This is a genomic window from Polynucleobacter sp. AM-7D1, from assembly GCF_018688455.1.
Classification (GTDB): domain Bacteria; phylum Pseudomonadota; class Gammaproteobacteria; order Burkholderiales; family Burkholderiaceae; genus Polynucleobacter.
On the sequence record NZ_CP061319.1, the window covers coordinates 1,902,135 to 1,919,978 of the forward strand.

Here is a 17,844-nt window from a genome sequence, read left to right on the forward strand (position 1 = left end):
TGCACTGCACCATATTAATAGCTTATTTTGGGCTTAGCAAGGAAATATTGCTGCAAAGCAACATATAATTCTGTCAGTTCACGTAGTTTGTTACAAAAAGCAGCGCTAAACCTTGCCTAGGAGGCGCTTTGCTTCATCTAGTTTAGAAATGATTGGTTATGTGCCGTAGATTTATCTTGCTTTTGCTTCTTTGCATGCCATTGGCAAGCTCACACGCAGAAAGCGCTTCAGAGTGGTTTCAAAACACAACAAATCATCTGGAATCCATTTGGGATAAAGGCGAAAACGAGCTCTATATTCCGCTCTACACGTATCACATGCCTTATGCGTATTCCCAAGACAAAATCAATCAATACACCGAATATCCGATGGGCATTGGTTTTGGCAGGGGCCTAATGAATGAGAGCGGTAACTGGGAGGGCATTTATGGGATGACCTTCAAAGACTCGCATGGAATTTATCAGTATATGGTTGGCTATGGCTGGATCCCCATGTGGAATATCGGCAATAGTCCTGACTGGAAGTACGGCGTTGGAGCAACTGCATTCATCATGTCGCGCCAAGACATCATGAACTACATTCCCTTCCCTGGTTTACTGCCTATTGCCTCAATCAGCTATAAAGAGCTCAGCATTCAGGCTGCATATGTGCCTGGCAGTCAAAATGTCGGCAACGTTTTATTCACTTGGGCTAAATACAGCTTGCCCTAAACAGAATTAAGCGGGATTGTTTTTTAAATAGTCGATCACCCAAACTGGATCACTATCGCTCGGAAAAATTGGGTAGTGCACAGCCTCGATCACACCATTATTCACAATCAAAGTAATGCGCTTGAGCAAAGTCATTCCAGCGGCAACAAAGGTAGGTAGCTGCAATGCTTTCTGAAGTTGATAATCTGCATCACTCAATACCGGAAATGGTAAATGCAAGCGATCCGCCATCTCTTTTTGATATTCAGTAGATTGCACGCTCAAACCAAATACCTCCACACCTAAAGTGCGCAACTCTTGATAGTGATCTCTAAACGAACAGCTTTGAGGCGTACAGCCTCTTGCGCCCGGTATCTGATCCCAACCTTCTGGCAAAGCAACATTTGGCTGGCCCGTCATTGGATAGCAGTAAATCACCAAGCGCCCTTTACTCTCGCCAAGATTAAAGCGGCTAGCGGTGGTGGTATTCAAAGTGACGGAAGGTAAGCGCATGCCAACCAAATGATCGGCAGCCCCATCATCCTGAGGAATAGGTAAGTTGCTAGGCAATTGATTGAAATTGGTCATCGTGAGATTTCATTAAAGTAAGCTACACATTACGAGATGCTGCAATTAGATACAGCCGAGAGATCCGCTGAATGCTCATCACAAAGGAAGGATGCTTACTCGGCTGCTGAACGCATTAGCCTCAAGAGTTCAACATCATGCTCGGGTAAGCCATCCAATACGCTAGTGAGGCTTGGCATCTTTGCAATAATTTCCTTTGCCAAGAAGAAGCGCATTGACCAGGCGGGAAAGCTTCTTTCTTGAATGTCCTCCAGCTTCAATAAGCGCACTTGCTGATGGCGAGGATCTCGCTGAATTTTTTCCCATATTTTCATGACCTCCGTACGCGGCCCTTCCAATATTTGGCCAAAATGTTGGTTCTCGTAAAAAAGCACTCCCGATAAGCCTAATTTTTGATTGAGTTGCGCCGCCTGATCGGTGAGGCGCATCAATGCCAAGACACCCATATCCTGCGTTGCCTTGCTGATATAGCTCACAGAAATTAATTGGGACTTACTCATCTTGTTATCTTAGGGTTGGATCTGGCGAATTATAGATATTAGCTTTTGATATAGCCTCAATCAATGCTGATTTACCCGAAAGGCTCAGCAATTCGCGCAACAATCCCCTTGGGAATGGCGCCATGATTAATCCAGCCCCATTCTTTGGCAATTTGTAATGGGGCCGATCTTGCAAAGATTCGGAGTATTCCCTAAATAACTTCTAGCACTTTACTCAAGGAATTACCCTCATAGTTTGGCTTCTCACCAATTTCTTCAAAAGGGTGTCCAAGGCGATTAACCCAAAATACATCAAAGCCAAACCACTTTGCGCCTAACGCATCCCAAGCATTACTTGAAACAAATAACACTTCTTCTTTTTTGACTGGAAATGCTTTTAATAAAAGCTCATAGGATTGTGGGGCAGTCTTAAATAGTCGTATATCTTCAACCGTGATAACTTGGTCCAAGTAAGACATCAAACCATTACTCTTGACTACTGTTGCCAGCATCTCTCTGCTGCCATTAGACAAAATGGCCGTTGACATTCCTTTACCTTTTATTGTCTTGAGGACGCTTAAGCTATCCTCAAAACCAGTGAGCTTTGCATACTGATCCATCAAGCGCTTTTCATTTTCCGAGGTGAGATTTAAGTTCATGCGCTTGCAAACATAATGCAAGGAACGAACCGTTAACTCCCAAAAGGGAAGGTAATGCTTGCTGCCGCTAGGGTTCGGGTCACTCATGGTGACTAGGCGGGTATATTCAATTTGGCGGTCACGCCACATTAAAGCAAAAGCTTGGCCATTACCCGGAAACAAGGATTCCGCCAACTCTCCCATGGAATAAACATCAAACAATGTGCCGTAAGCATCAAAGGCTATGAGCTTATACATGCAGTCTCCTCATGATGGATATTTTTAGTATTTTGTTTTAAACAATTTTGGCTAAAGATGTCTTACCCAAGCTCTGATTCATTAAAAGCATCTCTTAAATAGACAGGGAGGTCTATAGATGGCGGCCTAAAACCTGACTGATAAAACATATCTCCAATATGGCCGCGATGAAATGTTTTGTGATTAAAGACATGAATCAGAATATCGCCTCTTGTCATTTCTCCAGCACCGCCATCAACAAACAAAAAGCTAAGCTTTTCATTGAGTAGTGGTTCAGTCATGGAGTCAGCATATTGAATATACCAATCGCCTGATTCATTTAACTTTTCAGTTAGGGCCGCCAAAGAATCTGGTGAATCCGTGGTGCGAGACTTGAACCCATGATCTTTCCCAAGTAAATGAGCTCGCCAGATTTGATCAACAATAGCTACGTGGGCCAAGGCAAATGACATTCCACCAAATGCGGCGGCACGCTTTTTGATTACCTCATCAAGCGGCAACGCAGCAATCGCATCCAAAAGCATATTGTTTGCCCACTTGTTGTAGCGTGCAAGCATGCGGATATTGCGAATGGCAGACATATAGCGCCCCTAGGTAAGTAAACAAATTCTGGTTATTTAGAATGCCAAAGCCTATGTCCAGAATTTTTTAATTTTTGCTGCTTCGATTTTTGAACGATCATAGCCCGTTCGCAATGCGCCAGCAATTTGCTTTGGATCAAGCAAATCAACCCCTTTAGGTGTGCCAGCTACTATCCACATTACTTTTGTGCCGGTCGCCTTAATGTCTTCAATATTTTGAGCAATGGGGTGTGGGATTGTTGTCAGAATTGCTCCCGTTATACCGTCAGTTAATGTAATGATTAGGGCCCTTTTAGATCCAGCTACTAAATCCACATGAGCTGGATTAGAACAAATTCCTCCATCCATGACATAACGCTGACCCAATAATGTTGGCCCAACAACACCCGGCAATGAGCTACTCGCTGCTGTACCGTGCGCCAAGGGAATGTTATTTTTTCTGGCAGCTTGCTGACCAACAACAATGCGCTCACCCGTGTAGCAATCTATTCCCGTTGTAAACATCCGGCTAGTCGGCCAATCTTTTTTACTATCGCCTGTCAATAATGCAGCCACCTTTTCAACGCGCTCACCGTTTAATTTGTTGTCAGCAGCTAATGCGGCATGGCCAATCACTCTACGAGTTTCAATGCTGCCATCCGTCGCACTCATATTAATTTGATCGGCCCTCATTTGACTGATATTGGGCTTAGTTACTGGAGCAATCTTGGCAAAAATCTCCGGAAACTTTCCAAAAAAATCAAACTCCGTCCGCAAGCGGGAAAACTCCCCAGAGAGCAATGAGGAACCCATATAAGAACCAGCAGAAGTGCCAACCACCATCTCAGGAAGCTGAGCCATATCCAGCCCCGCTTCAATCAGGCCATGAAAAAAACCGCAATACCAAGCAATGTAATACTCCCCTCCACCACCGAGGACCATGGCTCGATCAAGCCCCTTTGCCAATTTTGAAACCGTGGGTTTAGTGGCAATAGGCATTGCCAAACCATCATCGGCAAATAGTTTTTGAGAAATCTCATGCGTCTTTAGCTCGATATTCGATTTTGGCGGCTTTGACTGAGCGTAGGTAGTATCAATACTAGAGCCGGCGGCAGCACCAATAGCAACGGCACCAACAGCAGAGGTTTTTAAGAAATTACGGCGTGATTGTTGTTTCATATCAGGTCCCTGTTTGTTTCACTAATTTATATCAGATCTCTAAATCAAAAACCGCTAGCAGCTAGTTTGAGTATTAATTGGTAGACCGGGGCGGAATGGGGCAGAACCCATGGTGCCCAACTGCAGCAAAACTACTTTTACTTACTTCGTAGGGAGCAAATCTGCCGATCCAATGTATTCTTTAAACTGCTTGCACCAAATCAGCATACTACTTACATCTTCTGGATTTTCTGTTTTTAAAAGATAGTATGCGGCGCCATTGGGTTTTTTAATTCGACTAACTTCAATTTGTTGAGAACTAAACTCATCATTGTCTTTAATGGCAGGCTTGCTGCTGATATAGATATGATAGTCTGGCCCAGGGCTTGATCTAAAGTCTTCGCTTGATTGTAAAAACAATTGATTGCCTACCTTGACTAAGGACCATTCACCAGAGGAGTTGTGAATCAAGTCCTGCCCTTTTGCATTTTTATCAATTTGTCCTCGCTTTAAGATGACGCCTTCAATCTTTTGATGCTCTTCCGTGCGCGCTCTCAGGTCCTGAACGTGACCACGGATTGCATCGAGGACCTGCGCATTTGCAGTTGGCATGAGCCCAACAAATAGAAAGCTGAGGAGTAATTTTTTCATATTGCCGGCATTATAAAATTGACCGCATATCTAGATGTGATCGTACTTAGTCTTTAGGTCCATATTGCATCTCACCGTGACCAAATGACCAATTTTCTTTATTGACTTCTACTAAGTTAATAACAATATCTTCTGGTCGAATGTTAAGTTTCTCTACCACCCCATCACAGACGGCCTTATAGAATTTTTTCTTCAGCTCGGTGGTGCGGCCCTCATTCAAAGTTACCTGAATGAAAATAATGCCCTGCGAATATTCAATGCCAAGATAACTTTTAGGAACTACTAACTCATTGGCATCATGTCTGGTAATGACTTGAAACTTATCGTCAGCAGGTACATTAATATGCCTCAGCATCACCTCGTAAACAATATCCCCAATTTTCTGGGCTACTCCCTCGGGATATTGCTTACCCAAATCTATTCGTACAAATGGCATCTTGAGATCTCCGTTTTTTACATTGCCTAAGCAATCATTGCTTATACAGAACCGGTGTATTCACCACGCGCTGGATAATCCTTAGCCAAGGCAAAATCAATCGCGCCCAATAGGTCAGTAAAATTAGGGCGTGCAAAAGGCATAGTTTGGACAGCGCCGTAATAAAGCGTAGTGTCCGGTCTTACGATAAAGACTGCTGGCTCCGAGAATAAAGCGGGCTCTTCTATGCCAATTGATGTTAGGCCACGTGAGGTGCTGATATACATACCCCATTGACGCGCAACATCCAAGCTTAATCCATAGCCCATTCGCAATTCAGGGGCGTTGAGTTTTTCAGCCATTTGCTCTGCGCGCTCTTTAGTATCACTAGAGATAGCAATAACTTTAACGCCACGCTTTTCAAACTCGGGGACTAAGCGTCCTAGCTCTAATAAATACTTCATACATATAGGGCAATGCAAACCACGATAAAACACTATTAATGTGAAATTCTCGGCAGCATCAATGGATGTATCAAAAGTTCCGTGATGCAAGGTTGAGACGCTTAATGCAGGAGTAGTTTGGCGGGGTATCAGCATAGAAAACCTCTTCTTAAAAGTTATGAATATTGATTATTACTGATTAAATGCAACAATATGTCCATATTTATTTGCTTTTAGTACAAATATGCCCACTCCAAATCTAGATCGACTATCCGCCCTTCTGCAAGGGCTTGCCCCGCGAGTGTCACTTAATGATCAACCCGTCGGATTTGGCTTGCATATCCTCGTTGATATAAATCCGCAAAAACTAGGCCCCTCTCTTGAGAATATGGCACTACTCGTATGCCCAGCCCTTGATGACATGGTTTTGCCACCGCATGCAAAGAAGTGGATGAGCTTTGAGGTTGAACTAGATGGGCCATTGGCACCCATGTTTTTATCGGAGTTTTCAGAACAGCTCTTAATTAACTTAGAAAATGCAGATGCTTCACTTACTCAAATTGTGCGTTTAATTTCAAGTGAAATGGCAGCCACCAGATGTGGACAACCTTTATTAATTAATCGGGCTGGAGATATTTTGCTGATTGGCTTGCTCAGGCATTTGGTTTCTCGACCACAAAAAACTACCGGCCTATTTAGCGCTTTAGCCAATCCAAGAATTGCCAAAACCCTTGTTGCTATCCATGAGGACGCATCCAAGAACTGGTCTCTAGATGCCCTTGCTCTAGAAGCAGGTATGTCGCGTACATCGTATGCCCATCAATTTAAGAAATTGATGCAAATAACGCCCGGCAAATACATAGAAAGAATTCGGCTGAATTTAGCTCATAGGCTTATTGTCGATGGCATAGGTTTAAAGCAGGCGGCACGTCATACAGGTTATTCAAGCGCATCTACCCTCTCGCGCGCAATGAGCCGACTATCAATTAGAGAGCAATGCGCTAAACATAGAAGTAATTAGATTTGTATGAATTTACTAAGCTCAAATAGCCCCTTAGTAAAAGGGGGGCGAGAATACTTGGGGCCCTAGATAAGCTATTCGCCAACAGTGGATTGAACTTGACCAGTTTTAATCCACTGAATAATTGCTTTTGTAGCGGCCTCTTCCCTACCCCCCATCGAATGTAAGTGAGTTCCACCACATATGTCCCCCGTACCCTCACCGCCTTTTACTGTTATCAAATTATTTTTAGAATATGCCGCAACAGTTGCATAAGGGGTATGGGAGCACTGATCATCACCATGATGAATATTCAACACGGGCGCCCTCAATGCTGACATATCAAATGACTCCACTGAAGAGCCATAGCTTCTGTTGTAGTTATTAGCCACCGTCATAGATGCAGAATGAATACTGCCCTTTATTTCAGTACCCAGATTTTTAGCAAGCCACTTTGATGAGATTGTTCCGTAGCTATGGCCCATCACATAAAAATTTTTGATCCCATACTTTTCTTTCAGTAGAGTCATAATTTTTCTTACGTCATCGGCATGCTTCACAGAAGATCGATAGTCATCATTACACCCCAATGGCTTATTACCTGGTGCAACGCTATTTTCATCACTAGGGCAATCCATGACAACAAGCGCTATGCCAGACTGAGCAAACAACTCAGTATTGTTTTGTAAATAATTTAAGTTTCTTTTCCAATCATTTTCTGTCTTAATGTTGGCAATTCCGGACCAACCACGATAAAAAAGCAAAGCCGTATCTGTTTGCGTGGAAGGCTTAAGCAATATTGCCCTTTGAACAACTGGAGATTTTGAAAAAACTCCCGACTCTCTTCCAACATCAGCTTCCAAAAGAATGGGGCTCATTGTTTGAGCAGTCACAGAGCCAAAACAAAAGAAAGCGCAGACGCTTAACAGCCATTTCATTTTTTATCCCTAGACTTACATATAAATAGATTTAACTAACCGTGACACTCTATCCTATTTTTGAGGCATATCCTAAACCCTATAAATGAAAAAACCACCCGGAGGTGGTTTTGGCGTTTCTTAATGGCCGGGGGCGGAATCGACCAGAACTTACGATATCTAATGCTATCCAACCAGCTTATACAGAGCCCATCCCAAGTTCAAAATAACTAATGTAATCAACGTAGCAAATGTAAACTTCATTCCCAAAATTCGCTTACTGAAATCTGGTGGCGGCTCATTGATGCCTACAGCGTGAATTAAACGTCCAACAACTAAAGTGATGCCCGGCATTGCAACCAACCACCAAGGCGCACCATTTAATTCTAGACAAGCAATTAATATGATTCCGAAAGGTACATATTCGGCAAAGTTTCCTTGAGCACGAATCGCCCTCTCAAGATCATCATGACCCCCACTTCCCAGGCCGCACTTGTTTTTTCTTCTCAGTCCAATGACGGCAAACGAGAGTTTGATAAAGATGATAGTTAAGATGCAGGCAATGATTGAGGTGACTAATAACATTTAGAGCTCCCAAAAGAATTCCTAGATATTAATCAGAAAAAGAAAAAATTGCCCAGAGGTGGCTTGTGAAATCTTGCTAGTTCTAGGCGGGATTAACTTGGGCTTCGGGACTCTCATCCTTGTGGAAAATGCTCAATGTGAACTTCGCCTTGCCGCCCGAAATAACTCACATGTCTTCCAGCTATCCAAACAATATATCCGATGCAGCCAGCAGCCATCGTTAATTTAAGAAACTCAGGATATCTCACCACATCACTTTGAGCTCCACGAATGGCTGAAACAATGCCATCTTTATTAAATGAATTTGGGATCTCTACCAGAGGCATCTCCATAGAAACAGCACAAACCTCATTGCCTGACAAATAATATGTAGTTGATTGATTGCGATAGTCCGCGAAGTAAGACTCAACACCAACCTCAACTAAGCGACCCAATGCCTCTGGGAAGGTTAGAAGACCAGCATGAGATTGATGGGCACATTTTTCAATAACGTCTTTTGTATTCTGATTCATAAGCAACCTTAAATTGACTGCTTAAATTATCCAGCCTTACAAACGAAAAAACCACCCGAAGGTGGTTTTGGTGTCTCTTGGTGGCCCGGGGCGAAATCGACCAGGGCTTCAGGATACCCGACCCTATTCCTATAATATCTTTTAAACGACTCTAATTAATCATATCAAGATAATGCGTCATTTGTTTTGTACTCAGCGGCAATTTAGTAAGCTCCAGATAATAGGTGCTCGCCCCCGGCATACTTTCAATAGAGCCAGGTGTTAATTTGCCCATAGGCACCAGGTAGTTCCCATGCAATTCTTTCATATGAGTAAAGAAGAGCATTGGTGGAACCTTAAGCTCCACAGCTCGCAAAACTAGCTCCTCGCATAAAACATTAGGCGATTCTATGTGCTGCTTATATAAGTTATTTTTCTCTTTTATCGCATGGCTCATGTAGCGCTCAATATGGACATCTTCATACAGTCGCTTGTTGAAATCATAGATATAGTCTGTAAGGGCCCTAGAGATCCAATAAGCTTCATTCTCGCTGTATTCGACTTGTAAGTTGTGCCAAAGCTTTGCTTGATAAGAATCTTTGAATTTTTGGCTCTGATGTTTATAAAAAGGATGGGACTTAACTAAGCTTGATACTATTCCGCCAAGTAGTAACGCGCCCCCTATCAGCAGAGTTTCACCCATAACTTGGGGGGAAAGTGGGATTAGAAAGGCTTTTAATCATGCCTCTTAATATAGATAGATAATGGCGCGATAAGCTTGTAATATGCTCATCTTTAGAAGTTTTTTATCCTCGCCTAATTATTTGATTTAGATAGCATTTTTTCTACTTTGTCATTTCATAGCCTCGCAATATTCAGTTTCATTCATGATGGAAAGAAGTTATGGCTTCAGATAAAAAACTACGAACCCAGCCAAAGCAATCAAGAGCTGAAGTTACTGCTGACATCATCATTCAAGCGGCTATACATGCCATTGAGAGTGCCGAAGAAATAGAAGCAGTGACATCCCAAAATTTAGCGGTTAAGTCTGGATTTTCAGTAGGATCTCTTTATCGTTATTTCAAAAATAAAGATGACCTATACACTAGTCTTTGGCGATTTTTTGTAACACGCCTTCATGCTGGTTTAGTTCCAAAAATTGATGCCTTTCCTAATCATGGGACTGTCAGACAATTAATGATGATGATCTCTGAATATTATTTTGACAACTTACGTTCTCGCAGACCTGGGAAGATAATTCCGCTCTATCGACTTTTTATAAAGGCGATGCCCGACCCAGAAAATGTATATAAAGTAATGGATGTTCTTATAGCGCCTCTAATGCGGGCGCAGACTAGAAATCAATCTGGAACCATGAAAATCATGGATGAAGATGAAGTTAGGATTTGTTTGCGAGCATCACAGGCAATGATTAGAAATGACTTTATGGAAAGAAATCCATACTTTGGAACTTCATCACATGAGCGAACCGTGTTGGATCTGTTAGTTCGAATCTATCAAAAATAATATGCACCAGAATGGCACAATTTTATGTATTACAAAAATCTATGGATTGTAGATTTAGGCGATGAGTAAAAGCCTAAAGACAATTGCCTGCCTAAAAATATTTCGTGGGGCGGTTGCCATAACCATTGGCATTAGTCTTTTTTTCCTGCATCGAAACTCGCAAGCATTTTCTTGGATTGATCATCCTGAGCTCAGCAGCATTGCCTCTAAAGATCCTTTCCTGCAGACGTTGTTTTATTGGCTGGATAACTTTAATCAAGATCAAATATTGAGTATCGCTATCTTGGCTAGCGTTATGGGCGTATTGCGTTGGGTAGAGGCAAGCGGCATTTGGTGTAATAAGAGTTGGGCCTAATGGTTGGCCGTATTTTCAGGATTTATTTACATCCCTTTTGAGATCAATGAGCTCATTCACAGGTTTAGCTGGCTAATGGTGTTGGTGTTAATAATCAATACCATCATCGTGATGTATCTAATGTATGTCTTACATAGCAAACGATTAGCCAAACTTTCTGAGTGATTTTTATCACGAAGCTTAAAGCGACTACCATCCCAATCAAGGGAATTGCATAAACTCCAATAAAAAACCACCCGAAGGTGGTTTTGGTGTTTCTTGGTGGCCCGGGGCGGAATCGAACCACCGACACAAGGATTTTCAATCCTCTGCTCTACCGACTGAGCTACCAGGCCAAGAGTTAGGATTATAAATGAAACTAATTTATAGGATTAAAAACTGGGTTTACGATGGCAATTTACTCAATTGACTTATCAATCGGCATCCAAGAGGCTATATTTAAAGGGGCTTATGGAGTGTTTCTAGCCCCCAGCAATCTGACCAGCCAATTGCTCAGCTTGCTTGGCAATAGCACTTGCAGCTATGACATCACCCAAGCTTCCCATGGTTGCCGGCCCAATCATCCATAAACTATTCCACCGATCAGATGGTGAACGAATCACTCGGAAACTTGCATCAACCGCAATAGCATGCCCAAGCGGGTCCCTGATCGCCAATCGGTTTTCAATGAGTTGATTTAGTAAGGGATCAGATGCAACGCCTGTGCAATTGATGATTCGATCTCCCTCAACATTAATTCCATTACCCAAGCGCACTCTGACCCGAGAGTCAGTACATTTGATTTCTATGGCACGTCCCAATACAAATTGAATTTGATTTTTTGACTTCAGCTTTTCATATGCAGCTATCGTTTGTGGTGAGGCTCGAAAACGATATAAATTCCATAGCCAACCCACTCGCTTAAATAAAGTTCGCTTTTGATGCACGGAAAATTGTTGCCAAATGATACTAATATTTGTCCTCAACTCTTCCCACGCGCTCTGCCACTCTGTGCTCGCAGTGGATATTGAAGGCAAATAATCTCGCATGAAACGAATGAATTTAGCTGGGCTTAAATTCTGCGGCCAAACGGGCTGAATCTTTCTTTCCCAATTCGCCTGAGCCGGAGGAAAAATGGCTCTCGGACTAATCACATATATTTGTCCAAGATGCTTACGCTCTACCAAATTGTTAATGGCATCTAATGCTGTCAATCCTCCGCCTAGCAAAATAATGCTCTCATGAGCTTCGACCCCGACTAATCCATGCCCCGCCCAGGGATTTTCAACAAGACATGATGCAGATAGATCGGGATAAGGAGTGGTGACGACGCAAGGCCAAGTGGGCGGGGGATTGCCAGTAGCGATAATGACTCGCTTTGCTCTTAATACCGCTTGGTTATCAAGAACAAGCTTCCATGAATTATCGTCCGAACTTAAGCTGACAACTTTAGCTTTAATTTGTTCAATTTCATCCGGTTTAGATTCGGCAGAAATCAGTTCAAAAACATACCGACCAAAATCTTGGCGACGATAAAAATATCCTGCATCAGTCTTTGCTTCTGGATCATTTACATTATCTTTAGCCCACCTTGAAAAATGCAAGGGGTCATTTGAAAAAATGATTGGCAAATCCTCACGGATGTTCAGTCGAAAATGTAGATTGTCACAACCATATGCATTTCCCTTGCCTAGAGCGCCTGAGCCAATCACCGTTATAGCGGTGGGCGCAATGCCCCTGCGCAAGAGATGCACCACCATTACAGCTGCAGCAAAGCCGTCGCCAATGATCGCCAATTCTTTGATGTTCGACATGGGTCAGCCTAAATAGTAATTAGCCCCTATCTAGAGGACCGGGCCAAATGTAATTTTTTATAACTGTCGATTAAACGATGGTGCCTCTCTAAGCCCTCTAACTTGATACTTGTTGGAGTTAACCCAAAGAAGCGCACACTGCCATTTACTGCTCCCAACACCGCATCGATTTTTTCCTTACTAAACATACGTCGTAGATTTTGCAGGTAGTCATTTATCTCTAAATCTTCGTCAAGCTCAATCTCTAGCACCGTATTTAAGGCCTGATAAAAAAGTTTTCTCTCAACGGTGTTGTCGTTGTACTGAAGAAAAGCGCCAACAAGTTCATGCGCCTCTTCAAATCGTTTCAAAGCCAGATTAATTAAGAGCTTCAACTCAAGAACCGTTAATTGACCCCAAGGCGTGTTCTCGTCAAACTCAATACCAATCAATGTGGCAATATCACCATACTCATCAAGTTCATTATTTTCTAGATTTTCTAGTAGCTTGCTTAGATTGGCATTATCTAGTTTGTGTAGATTCAAAATATCAGCACGGAATAACAGAGCCTTGTTCGTGTTATCCCAAACCAAATCTTCTATCGGGTACACCTCGGAATACCCTGGCACCAGGATTCTGCAAGCAATCGCTCCCAACTCGTCATACACTGCTACATAAGCTTCTTTCCCCATATCTTTAAGAATGCCAAACAGGGTTGCCGCTTCATCTCTATTGGAGTGTTCGCCATGACCTGAAAAGTCCCACTCAACAAAATCGTAATTTGATTTAGCACTGAAGAATCGCCATGACACAATGCCACTAGAGTCAATAAAGTGCTCAACAAAATTATTTGGCTCAGTCACTGCCTCACTAGCGAAAGTGGGTGGGGGCAAATCATTCAAGCCTTCTAGACTACGACCTTGCAGAAGTTCAGTTAGGCTCCGCTCCAGGGCGACCTCCAAGCTTGGATGCGCCCCAAAGGATGCAAATACTCCGCCCGTTCTTGGGTTCATTAAAGTAACGCACATAACGGGATAGATGCCGCCTAATGATGCGTCTTTAACCAACACCGGAAAGCCCTGCTCTTCAAGACTCTGAATGCCAGCCAGAATGCCGGGGTATTTTGCAAGCACTTCTTGTGGCACGTCTGGCAAAGCAATTTCTTCTTCAATAATTTGACGTTTAACTGCTCGTTCAAAAATCTCTGACAAGCATTGCACCTGCGCTTCAGCAAGTGTGTTGCCAGCACTCATGCCATTACTGACATACAAATTTTCTATTAAATTGGATGGGAAATACACAGTCTTACCGTCTGACTGACGCACATATGGCAAGGAACAAATTCCCCGCTCTACATTGCCAGAATTGGTATCGATTAAATGTGAGCCACGCAGTTCACCATCGGCATTAAAAATCTCTAGGCAATACTCATCCAGAATTTCTTTAGGTAGCGCATCTTTTGGTCCTGGCTTAAACCAACGCTCATTTGGATAATGAACAAAATTGCTATTGGCTATATCCTCACCCCAAAACGCACCAGCATAAAAATGGTTGTTGCTGAGTCGCTCGATATACTCGCCCAAGGCTGATGCTAGCGCACTTTCTTTTGTGGAGCCTTTGCCATTGGTAAAGCACATTGGCGAGTGTGCATCCCGAATATGTAAAGACCATACATTAGGAATCAGGTTACGCCATGAGGCAATTTCAATCTTAATTCCTAGATTGGCGAGCACACCAGACATATTCGCAATGGTTTGCTCTAGCGGCAAATCCTTACCTGGAATAAAGGTGCTTACATCTGAGGCTGAGTTCAAAGTTAAAAGGCTCTGGGCATCAGCATCTAGATTCTTAACCTCTTCAATGACAAACTCCGGGCCTGCCTGCACGACTTTCTTGACCGTGCAACGCTCGATGGATCGCAAGATACCCTGGCGATCATTGGCAGAAATATCTTCTGGCAATTCAACCTGAATTTTGAATATCTGTTGGTAACGATTTTCTGGGTCGACAATATTATTTTGTGAAAGGCGAATATTCTCGGTTGAGATATTGCGTGTGTCGCAATACAGCTTTACAAAATAGGCGGCACATAAAGCTGAGGAAGCTAAAAAGTAGTCAAAAGGTCCCGGGGCTGAACCATCCCCTTTATATCGAATGGGCTGATCAGCAATTACCGTAAAGTCATCGAACTTGGCTTCGAGACGCAACTTATCTAGAAAGTTAACCTTTATTTCCATGGGAATAATTCCGAAATGATGTGAGCGCTATTATCCGTCGCAACGTCAACGCTGTGTGCCACATCCATACCCCCAAAAATTATTGCCAGGGACTCATGGCAGGTTTTTTACTGCTCGGCTTTATTGCGTGACGTGTCGATTCCTAAAGCTTTTAGCTTGCGGTAGAGGTGTGTGCGCTCTAGACCGGTGTATTCAGAAATCTTGGTCATGCTGCCGCCCATAATGATCATTTGATGCTCGAAATAGGCTTTTTCGAATAAGTCCCTAGCCTCACGGAGCGGCAAATCAAAATAGGTTTTTGCAATCCCACTAATGTATTCGCCTTCTGGTGCTTGAGTGACTTGCTCGCTGGCGGCTGCCCTGGGGCTGGCGCTTGATGAGGGTGCCGAAGCCACCCTCTCCTCCACGGGCTCAACATACTTGGGTGCGCTCTCAAGCGCTTTGTTGACGGTTTTGAGTAATTTTTGAAGTGCGATGGGCTTTTCTAAGAAGTTGAGTGCGCCGATACGTGTAGCCTCAACTGCAGTATCAATCGTGGCATGTCCAGACATCATGACTACTGGCATTGTAAGTTGCCCCGTCTTAGACCACTCCTTTAATAGAGTAATACCGTCAACGTCTGGCATCCAAATATCAAGCAAGACGAGGTCTGGGCGCATTTGTTCGCGGATTGTACGAGCCTGCATAGCGCTCTCAGCCGCATAAACAGTGTGGCCTTCATCCGTCAGAATCTCATTGAGAAGCTCTCGGATTCCCATCTCATCGTCGACCACCAAAATACTTGCCATACTTATGCTGCCTCTTTTGCCAGATTCATAAACAAAATTGATACTTGTGCACCGATCACGTCGTCTCCCCGCATGCGGTTTCGAACTTCAATTTTGGCGCCGTGATCATCCACGATTTTCTTCACCACTGCCAGACCCAATCCGGTGCCCTTGCTCTTGGTTGTTACATACGGCTCAAATGCCCTTGCCAATATCTTAGCTGGAAATCCTGAACCGCTATCACTTATCGTTAGACGCACCGCATTCTGTGGCACACCATTGACCTCGCCGTAAGGTACTAATTCAGTTTTTACTTCAACTGGCTCAGCCTGATGCTCACCCTCAAGAGTAGCATCTTGCGCGTTCTGCAAAAGATTATGAATAATCTGCCTGAGTTGCGTAGGATCACCCATGATATTTGGGCAGCGCGCATCTAGTTGGGTTTGTATGGGGCTACCTTCATACAAACCCAAAATCTCTTGTGTCAAAGTGTTGATAGAGACTGATTTGAGTTGTGGACTGGGCGTTTTTGCAAAATCCCTAAAATCATTCACCATCTCTTTCATTGCCTGGACTTGTCCGATGATCGTTTCCGTGCTGCGATTCATCATCTCTTCTTGCTCAGGGCTTAGCTTGCCTGCTAACTTATGCTGCAATCTCTCTGCTGAGAGTTGTATGGGGGTTAGGGGATTCTTAATCTCATGCGCTAGGCGTCTGGCAACCTCACTCCAGGCAATCGAGCGTTGAGCGCTGACCACATCAGTAATGTCATCAAATACCACCATGCGTAAATCCGCAGTTAACTCAGTTCCGCGAATAAATAAGGTGACACCAGGTTCATTCTCAAACTCGTTTGTACTGTGGAGCTGGATCTGCTTTTGCCATACTGGTGCCGATTTCTTGGCCTCTAAGTCTGGCTGACCACTCTCTACGCCGACTGCTAGCTTCATGGTGGCAAAACCCTCTTTAATTGCCTGATCAAACTCAACAAGACTTGGACTATCACTTAAAGGACGTCCATCCATTTGCGTTAAGTCTTGCCCAAAGATGCGATCAGCCCCCGCATTGCTTGAAACCACATTGAAGTTTTTATCGAAAATACAAACGCCAGCAGTTAAATTGCCTAATACTGTTTCTAAGAATGATTTGGATTCCTGGAGAGATGTCCTGGTATCGGCCAACTGACGGGTCATCACATTAAATTGGCGGGTTAACATCCCCAATTCATCGCCAGTATCTAACTCTGGTTTGGGAGATAAGTCACCCTGAGCAACGGCCTGCGTCCCCCTTAACAACATCAACAGAGGTCTTGCAAGCTGACGGCCCAAGGTCAAAGCCAAAGTAACCGCCACAAATAATGCAAAAAATAACGTTAATGTAAGCGTACCCACAAACATTTTTCTTAAGCCAGTGCGGCCTAAGGACTTCTCTTGATAATCGCTATAGGCTGACTCAACTGCAACAATATTTTTAGCCAATGGTCCGGGAATAAATCGTACTAACTGCAAAAAATATTTATCTTCTACCTCTTTAGCAGAGCCTGATTTACCGGAGAGCTGTTTTTTGCGGACGATCGGCACAATTGCCCTCACCCGATAAGCACGCTGTCCACCTTCTACTTCAATTTGCTCTACAGAGGTGATGCCTTTCTTCTTAAATGCCTCAGTAATAGTATCCGGGGCAGGTGCTGGCAGATATTTTTTAGGCCGCGATTCACTGGTTAAGATCAAGTTACGCTGGATACCAAAAAGGCTTACCTCTTGAATGCCAAATTGATTGCGAATCTTCATCACCATGGAGCCAACTTGCTCAGAACTTGTGCCCGATGGAACTTGGGTAATTTGCTCAGCAATGTAATTGCCTTCAGCCAAAATCTCCTCTTGAGCAACGCGCAGAGTAACGCGCCCCAGCTCAAGCCCAGCATCTAATGCTGACTCTACCTGCACATCAAACCATGTTTCAATACTGCGAGAAACGAACTGCAAAGAGACGCCATACAAAATTAAGCCTGGGACGACACCAACCAAGGCAAAAATCATAGCTAGCTTAGCCACTAAGCGAGTACCAAATCGTCCCTTACGCCAACGAATAGCAATGACTATCACCAAGGTCAAAATGACTAGCGTCAAACAAATGCCAATGATGACATTAGCCGCATAGAGCCAAATAAAATAGTTATCAAAGAACTCAGTGTTTGATGTTGCAATGGATAGCAAGACTAGCAATAGGAGCGCAAAGGTACCAATCACTGCCATTGCTATCGGCAGCGCGCGTCTTTTCCAGGCATCCTTTTCAAACGCATTTGATCCAATGA

19 protein-coding genes, 1 tRNA gene and 1 pseudogene are annotated in these 17,844 nt (G+C 43.5%); 4 read left to right on the forward strand and 17 right to left on the reverse strand.

Annotation, left to right across the window (positions count from 1 at the left end):
* Positions 1-158 precede the first annotated feature (158 nt).
* Entirely contained in the window at positions 159-710 is a 552-nt protein-coding gene (gene pagP, locus GQ359_RS09940) for a lipid IV(A) palmitoyltransferase PagP (protein ID WP_215386978.1), read from the forward strand.
* 6 nt (positions 711-716) lie between these two features.
* Here pagP and GQ359_RS09945 read toward each other — a convergent pair whose 3' ends face one another.
* The 8 genes from GQ359_RS09945 to GQ359_RS09980 form a co-directional block, all read right to left on the reverse strand.
* Positions 717-1,277: a peroxiredoxin gene (locus GQ359_RS09945; protein ID WP_215386979.1), complete on the reverse strand. Its 561-nt coding sequence runs from the start codon at positions 1,275-1,277 to the stop codon at positions 717-719.
* Between the two features lie 95 nt (positions 1,278-1,372).
* Complete coding sequence (locus GQ359_RS09950; protein ID WP_215302245.1) at positions 1,373-1,777, reverse strand: BLUF domain-containing protein; 405 nt, start codon at positions 1,775-1,777, stop codon at positions 1,373-1,375.
* 191 nt (positions 1,778-1,968) lie between these two features.
* Complete coding sequence (locus GQ359_RS09955) at positions 1,969-2,652, reverse strand: haloacid dehalogenase type II (RefSeq protein ID WP_215386980.1); 684 nt, start codon at positions 2,650-2,652, stop codon at positions 1,969-1,971.
* A gap of 62 nt (positions 2,653-2,714) precedes the next feature.
* Positions 2,715-3,233, reverse strand: coding sequence for a DinB family protein (locus GQ359_RS09960; protein WP_215386981.1), 519 nt, complete (start codon positions 3,231-3,233; stop codon positions 2,715-2,717).
* 51 nt (positions 3,234-3,284) lie between these two features.
* Complete coding sequence (locus tag GQ359_RS09965) at positions 3,285-4,391, reverse strand: patatin-like phospholipase family protein (protein WP_215387972.1); 1,107 nt, start codon at positions 4,389-4,391, stop codon at positions 3,285-3,287.
* Positions 4,392-4,532: 141 nt separating this feature from the next.
* Entirely contained in the window at positions 4,533-5,021 is a 489-nt protein-coding gene (locus GQ359_RS09970) for a DM13 domain-containing protein (RefSeq protein WP_215386982.1), read from the reverse strand.
* 46 nt (positions 5,022-5,067) lie between these two features.
* Entirely contained in the window at positions 5,068-5,457 is a 390-nt protein-coding gene (locus GQ359_RS09975; protein WP_215386983.1) for a tautomerase family protein, read from the reverse strand.
* A gap of 41 nt (positions 5,458-5,498) precedes the next feature.
* Positions 5,499-6,035: a peroxiredoxin-like family protein gene (locus tag GQ359_RS09980; RefSeq protein WP_215386984.1), complete on the reverse strand. Its 537-nt coding sequence runs from the start codon at positions 6,033-6,035 to the stop codon at positions 5,499-5,501.
* A gap of 88 nt (positions 6,036-6,123) precedes the next feature.
* Between GQ359_RS09980 and GQ359_RS09985 the strand changes: the two genes are divergently transcribed.
* The gene (locus GQ359_RS09985) at positions 6,124-6,900 is read left to right on the forward strand and encodes an AraC family transcriptional regulator (RefSeq protein WP_215386985.1); all 777 of its coding nucleotides are present in this window, start codon (positions 6,124-6,126) and stop codon (positions 6,898-6,900) included.
* A 74-nt stretch (positions 6,901-6,974) separates the two neighbouring features.
* On the opposite strand, the gene GQ359_RS09990 is transcribed toward GQ359_RS09985, so the two are convergent.
* From GQ359_RS09990 to GQ359_RS10005, 4 genes are all read right to left on the reverse strand, one after another.
* Positions 6,975-7,817, reverse strand: a complete 843-nt coding sequence (locus tag GQ359_RS09990) for an alpha/beta hydrolase (protein WP_215386986.1) — start codon at positions 7,815-7,817, stop codon at positions 6,975-6,977.
* Between the two features lie 165 nt (positions 7,818-7,982).
* Complete coding sequence (locus tag GQ359_RS09995; RefSeq protein WP_215386987.1) at positions 7,983-8,381, reverse strand: MAPEG family protein; 399 nt, start codon at positions 8,379-8,381, stop codon at positions 7,983-7,985.
* A gap of 113 nt (positions 8,382-8,494) precedes the next feature.
* Positions 8,495-8,893 carry a DUF1398 family protein gene (locus tag GQ359_RS10000; protein ID WP_215386988.1) on the reverse strand — a complete coding sequence of 133 codons (399 nt, stop codon included), beginning with the start codon at positions 8,891-8,893 and terminating at the stop codon, positions 8,495-8,497.
* A 151-nt stretch (positions 8,894-9,044) separates the two neighbouring features.
* Positions 9,045-9,575, reverse strand: coding sequence for a hypothetical protein (locus tag GQ359_RS10005; RefSeq protein ID WP_215386989.1), 531 nt, complete (start codon positions 9,573-9,575; stop codon positions 9,045-9,047).
* 200 nt (positions 9,576-9,775) lie between these two features.
* On the opposite strand from GQ359_RS10005, the gene GQ359_RS10010 reads away from it, so the two are divergent.
* Both GQ359_RS10010 and GQ359_RS10145 read left to right on the forward strand, forming a co-directional pair.
* Complete coding sequence (locus GQ359_RS10010; RefSeq protein WP_215386990.1) at positions 9,776-10,399, forward strand: TetR/AcrR family transcriptional regulator; 624 nt, start codon at positions 9,776-9,778, stop codon at positions 10,397-10,399.
* 61 nt (positions 10,400-10,460) lie between these two features.
* Positions 10,461-10,919: pseudogene (locus GQ359_RS10145) on the forward strand (DUF2127 domain-containing protein).
* Positions 10,920-11,013: 94 nt separating this feature from the next.
* Here GQ359_RS10145 and GQ359_RS10025 read toward each other — a convergent pair.
* The 5 genes from GQ359_RS10025 to GQ359_RS10045 form a co-directional block, all read right to left on the reverse strand.
* Positions 11,014-11,089 (reverse strand) — tRNA-Phe (locus GQ359_RS10025).
* A 126-nt stretch (positions 11,090-11,215) separates the two neighbouring features.
* Positions 11,216-12,547, reverse strand: coding sequence for an FAD/NAD(P)-binding protein (locus GQ359_RS10030; protein ID WP_215386993.1), 1,332 nt, complete (start codon positions 12,545-12,547; stop codon positions 11,216-11,218).
* Positions 12,548-12,573: 26 nt separating this feature from the next.
* Entirely contained in the window at positions 12,574-14,763 is a 2,190-nt protein-coding gene (locus tag GQ359_RS10035) for an OsmC domain/YcaO domain-containing protein (RefSeq protein ID WP_215386994.1), read from the reverse strand.
* A gap of 107 nt (positions 14,764-14,870) precedes the next feature.
* On the reverse strand, positions 14,871-15,551 hold the full coding sequence (locus GQ359_RS10040) for a response regulator (RefSeq protein WP_215386995.1): 681 nt from the start codon (positions 15,549-15,551) through the stop codon (positions 14,871-14,873).
* Between the two features lie 2 nt (positions 15,552-15,553).
* Positions 15,554-17,785, reverse strand: a complete 2,232-nt coding sequence (locus tag GQ359_RS10045; RefSeq protein WP_371822474.1) for an ATP-binding protein — start codon at positions 17,783-17,785, stop codon at positions 15,554-15,556.
* Between the last annotated feature and the right edge of the window lie 59 nt (positions 17,786-17,844).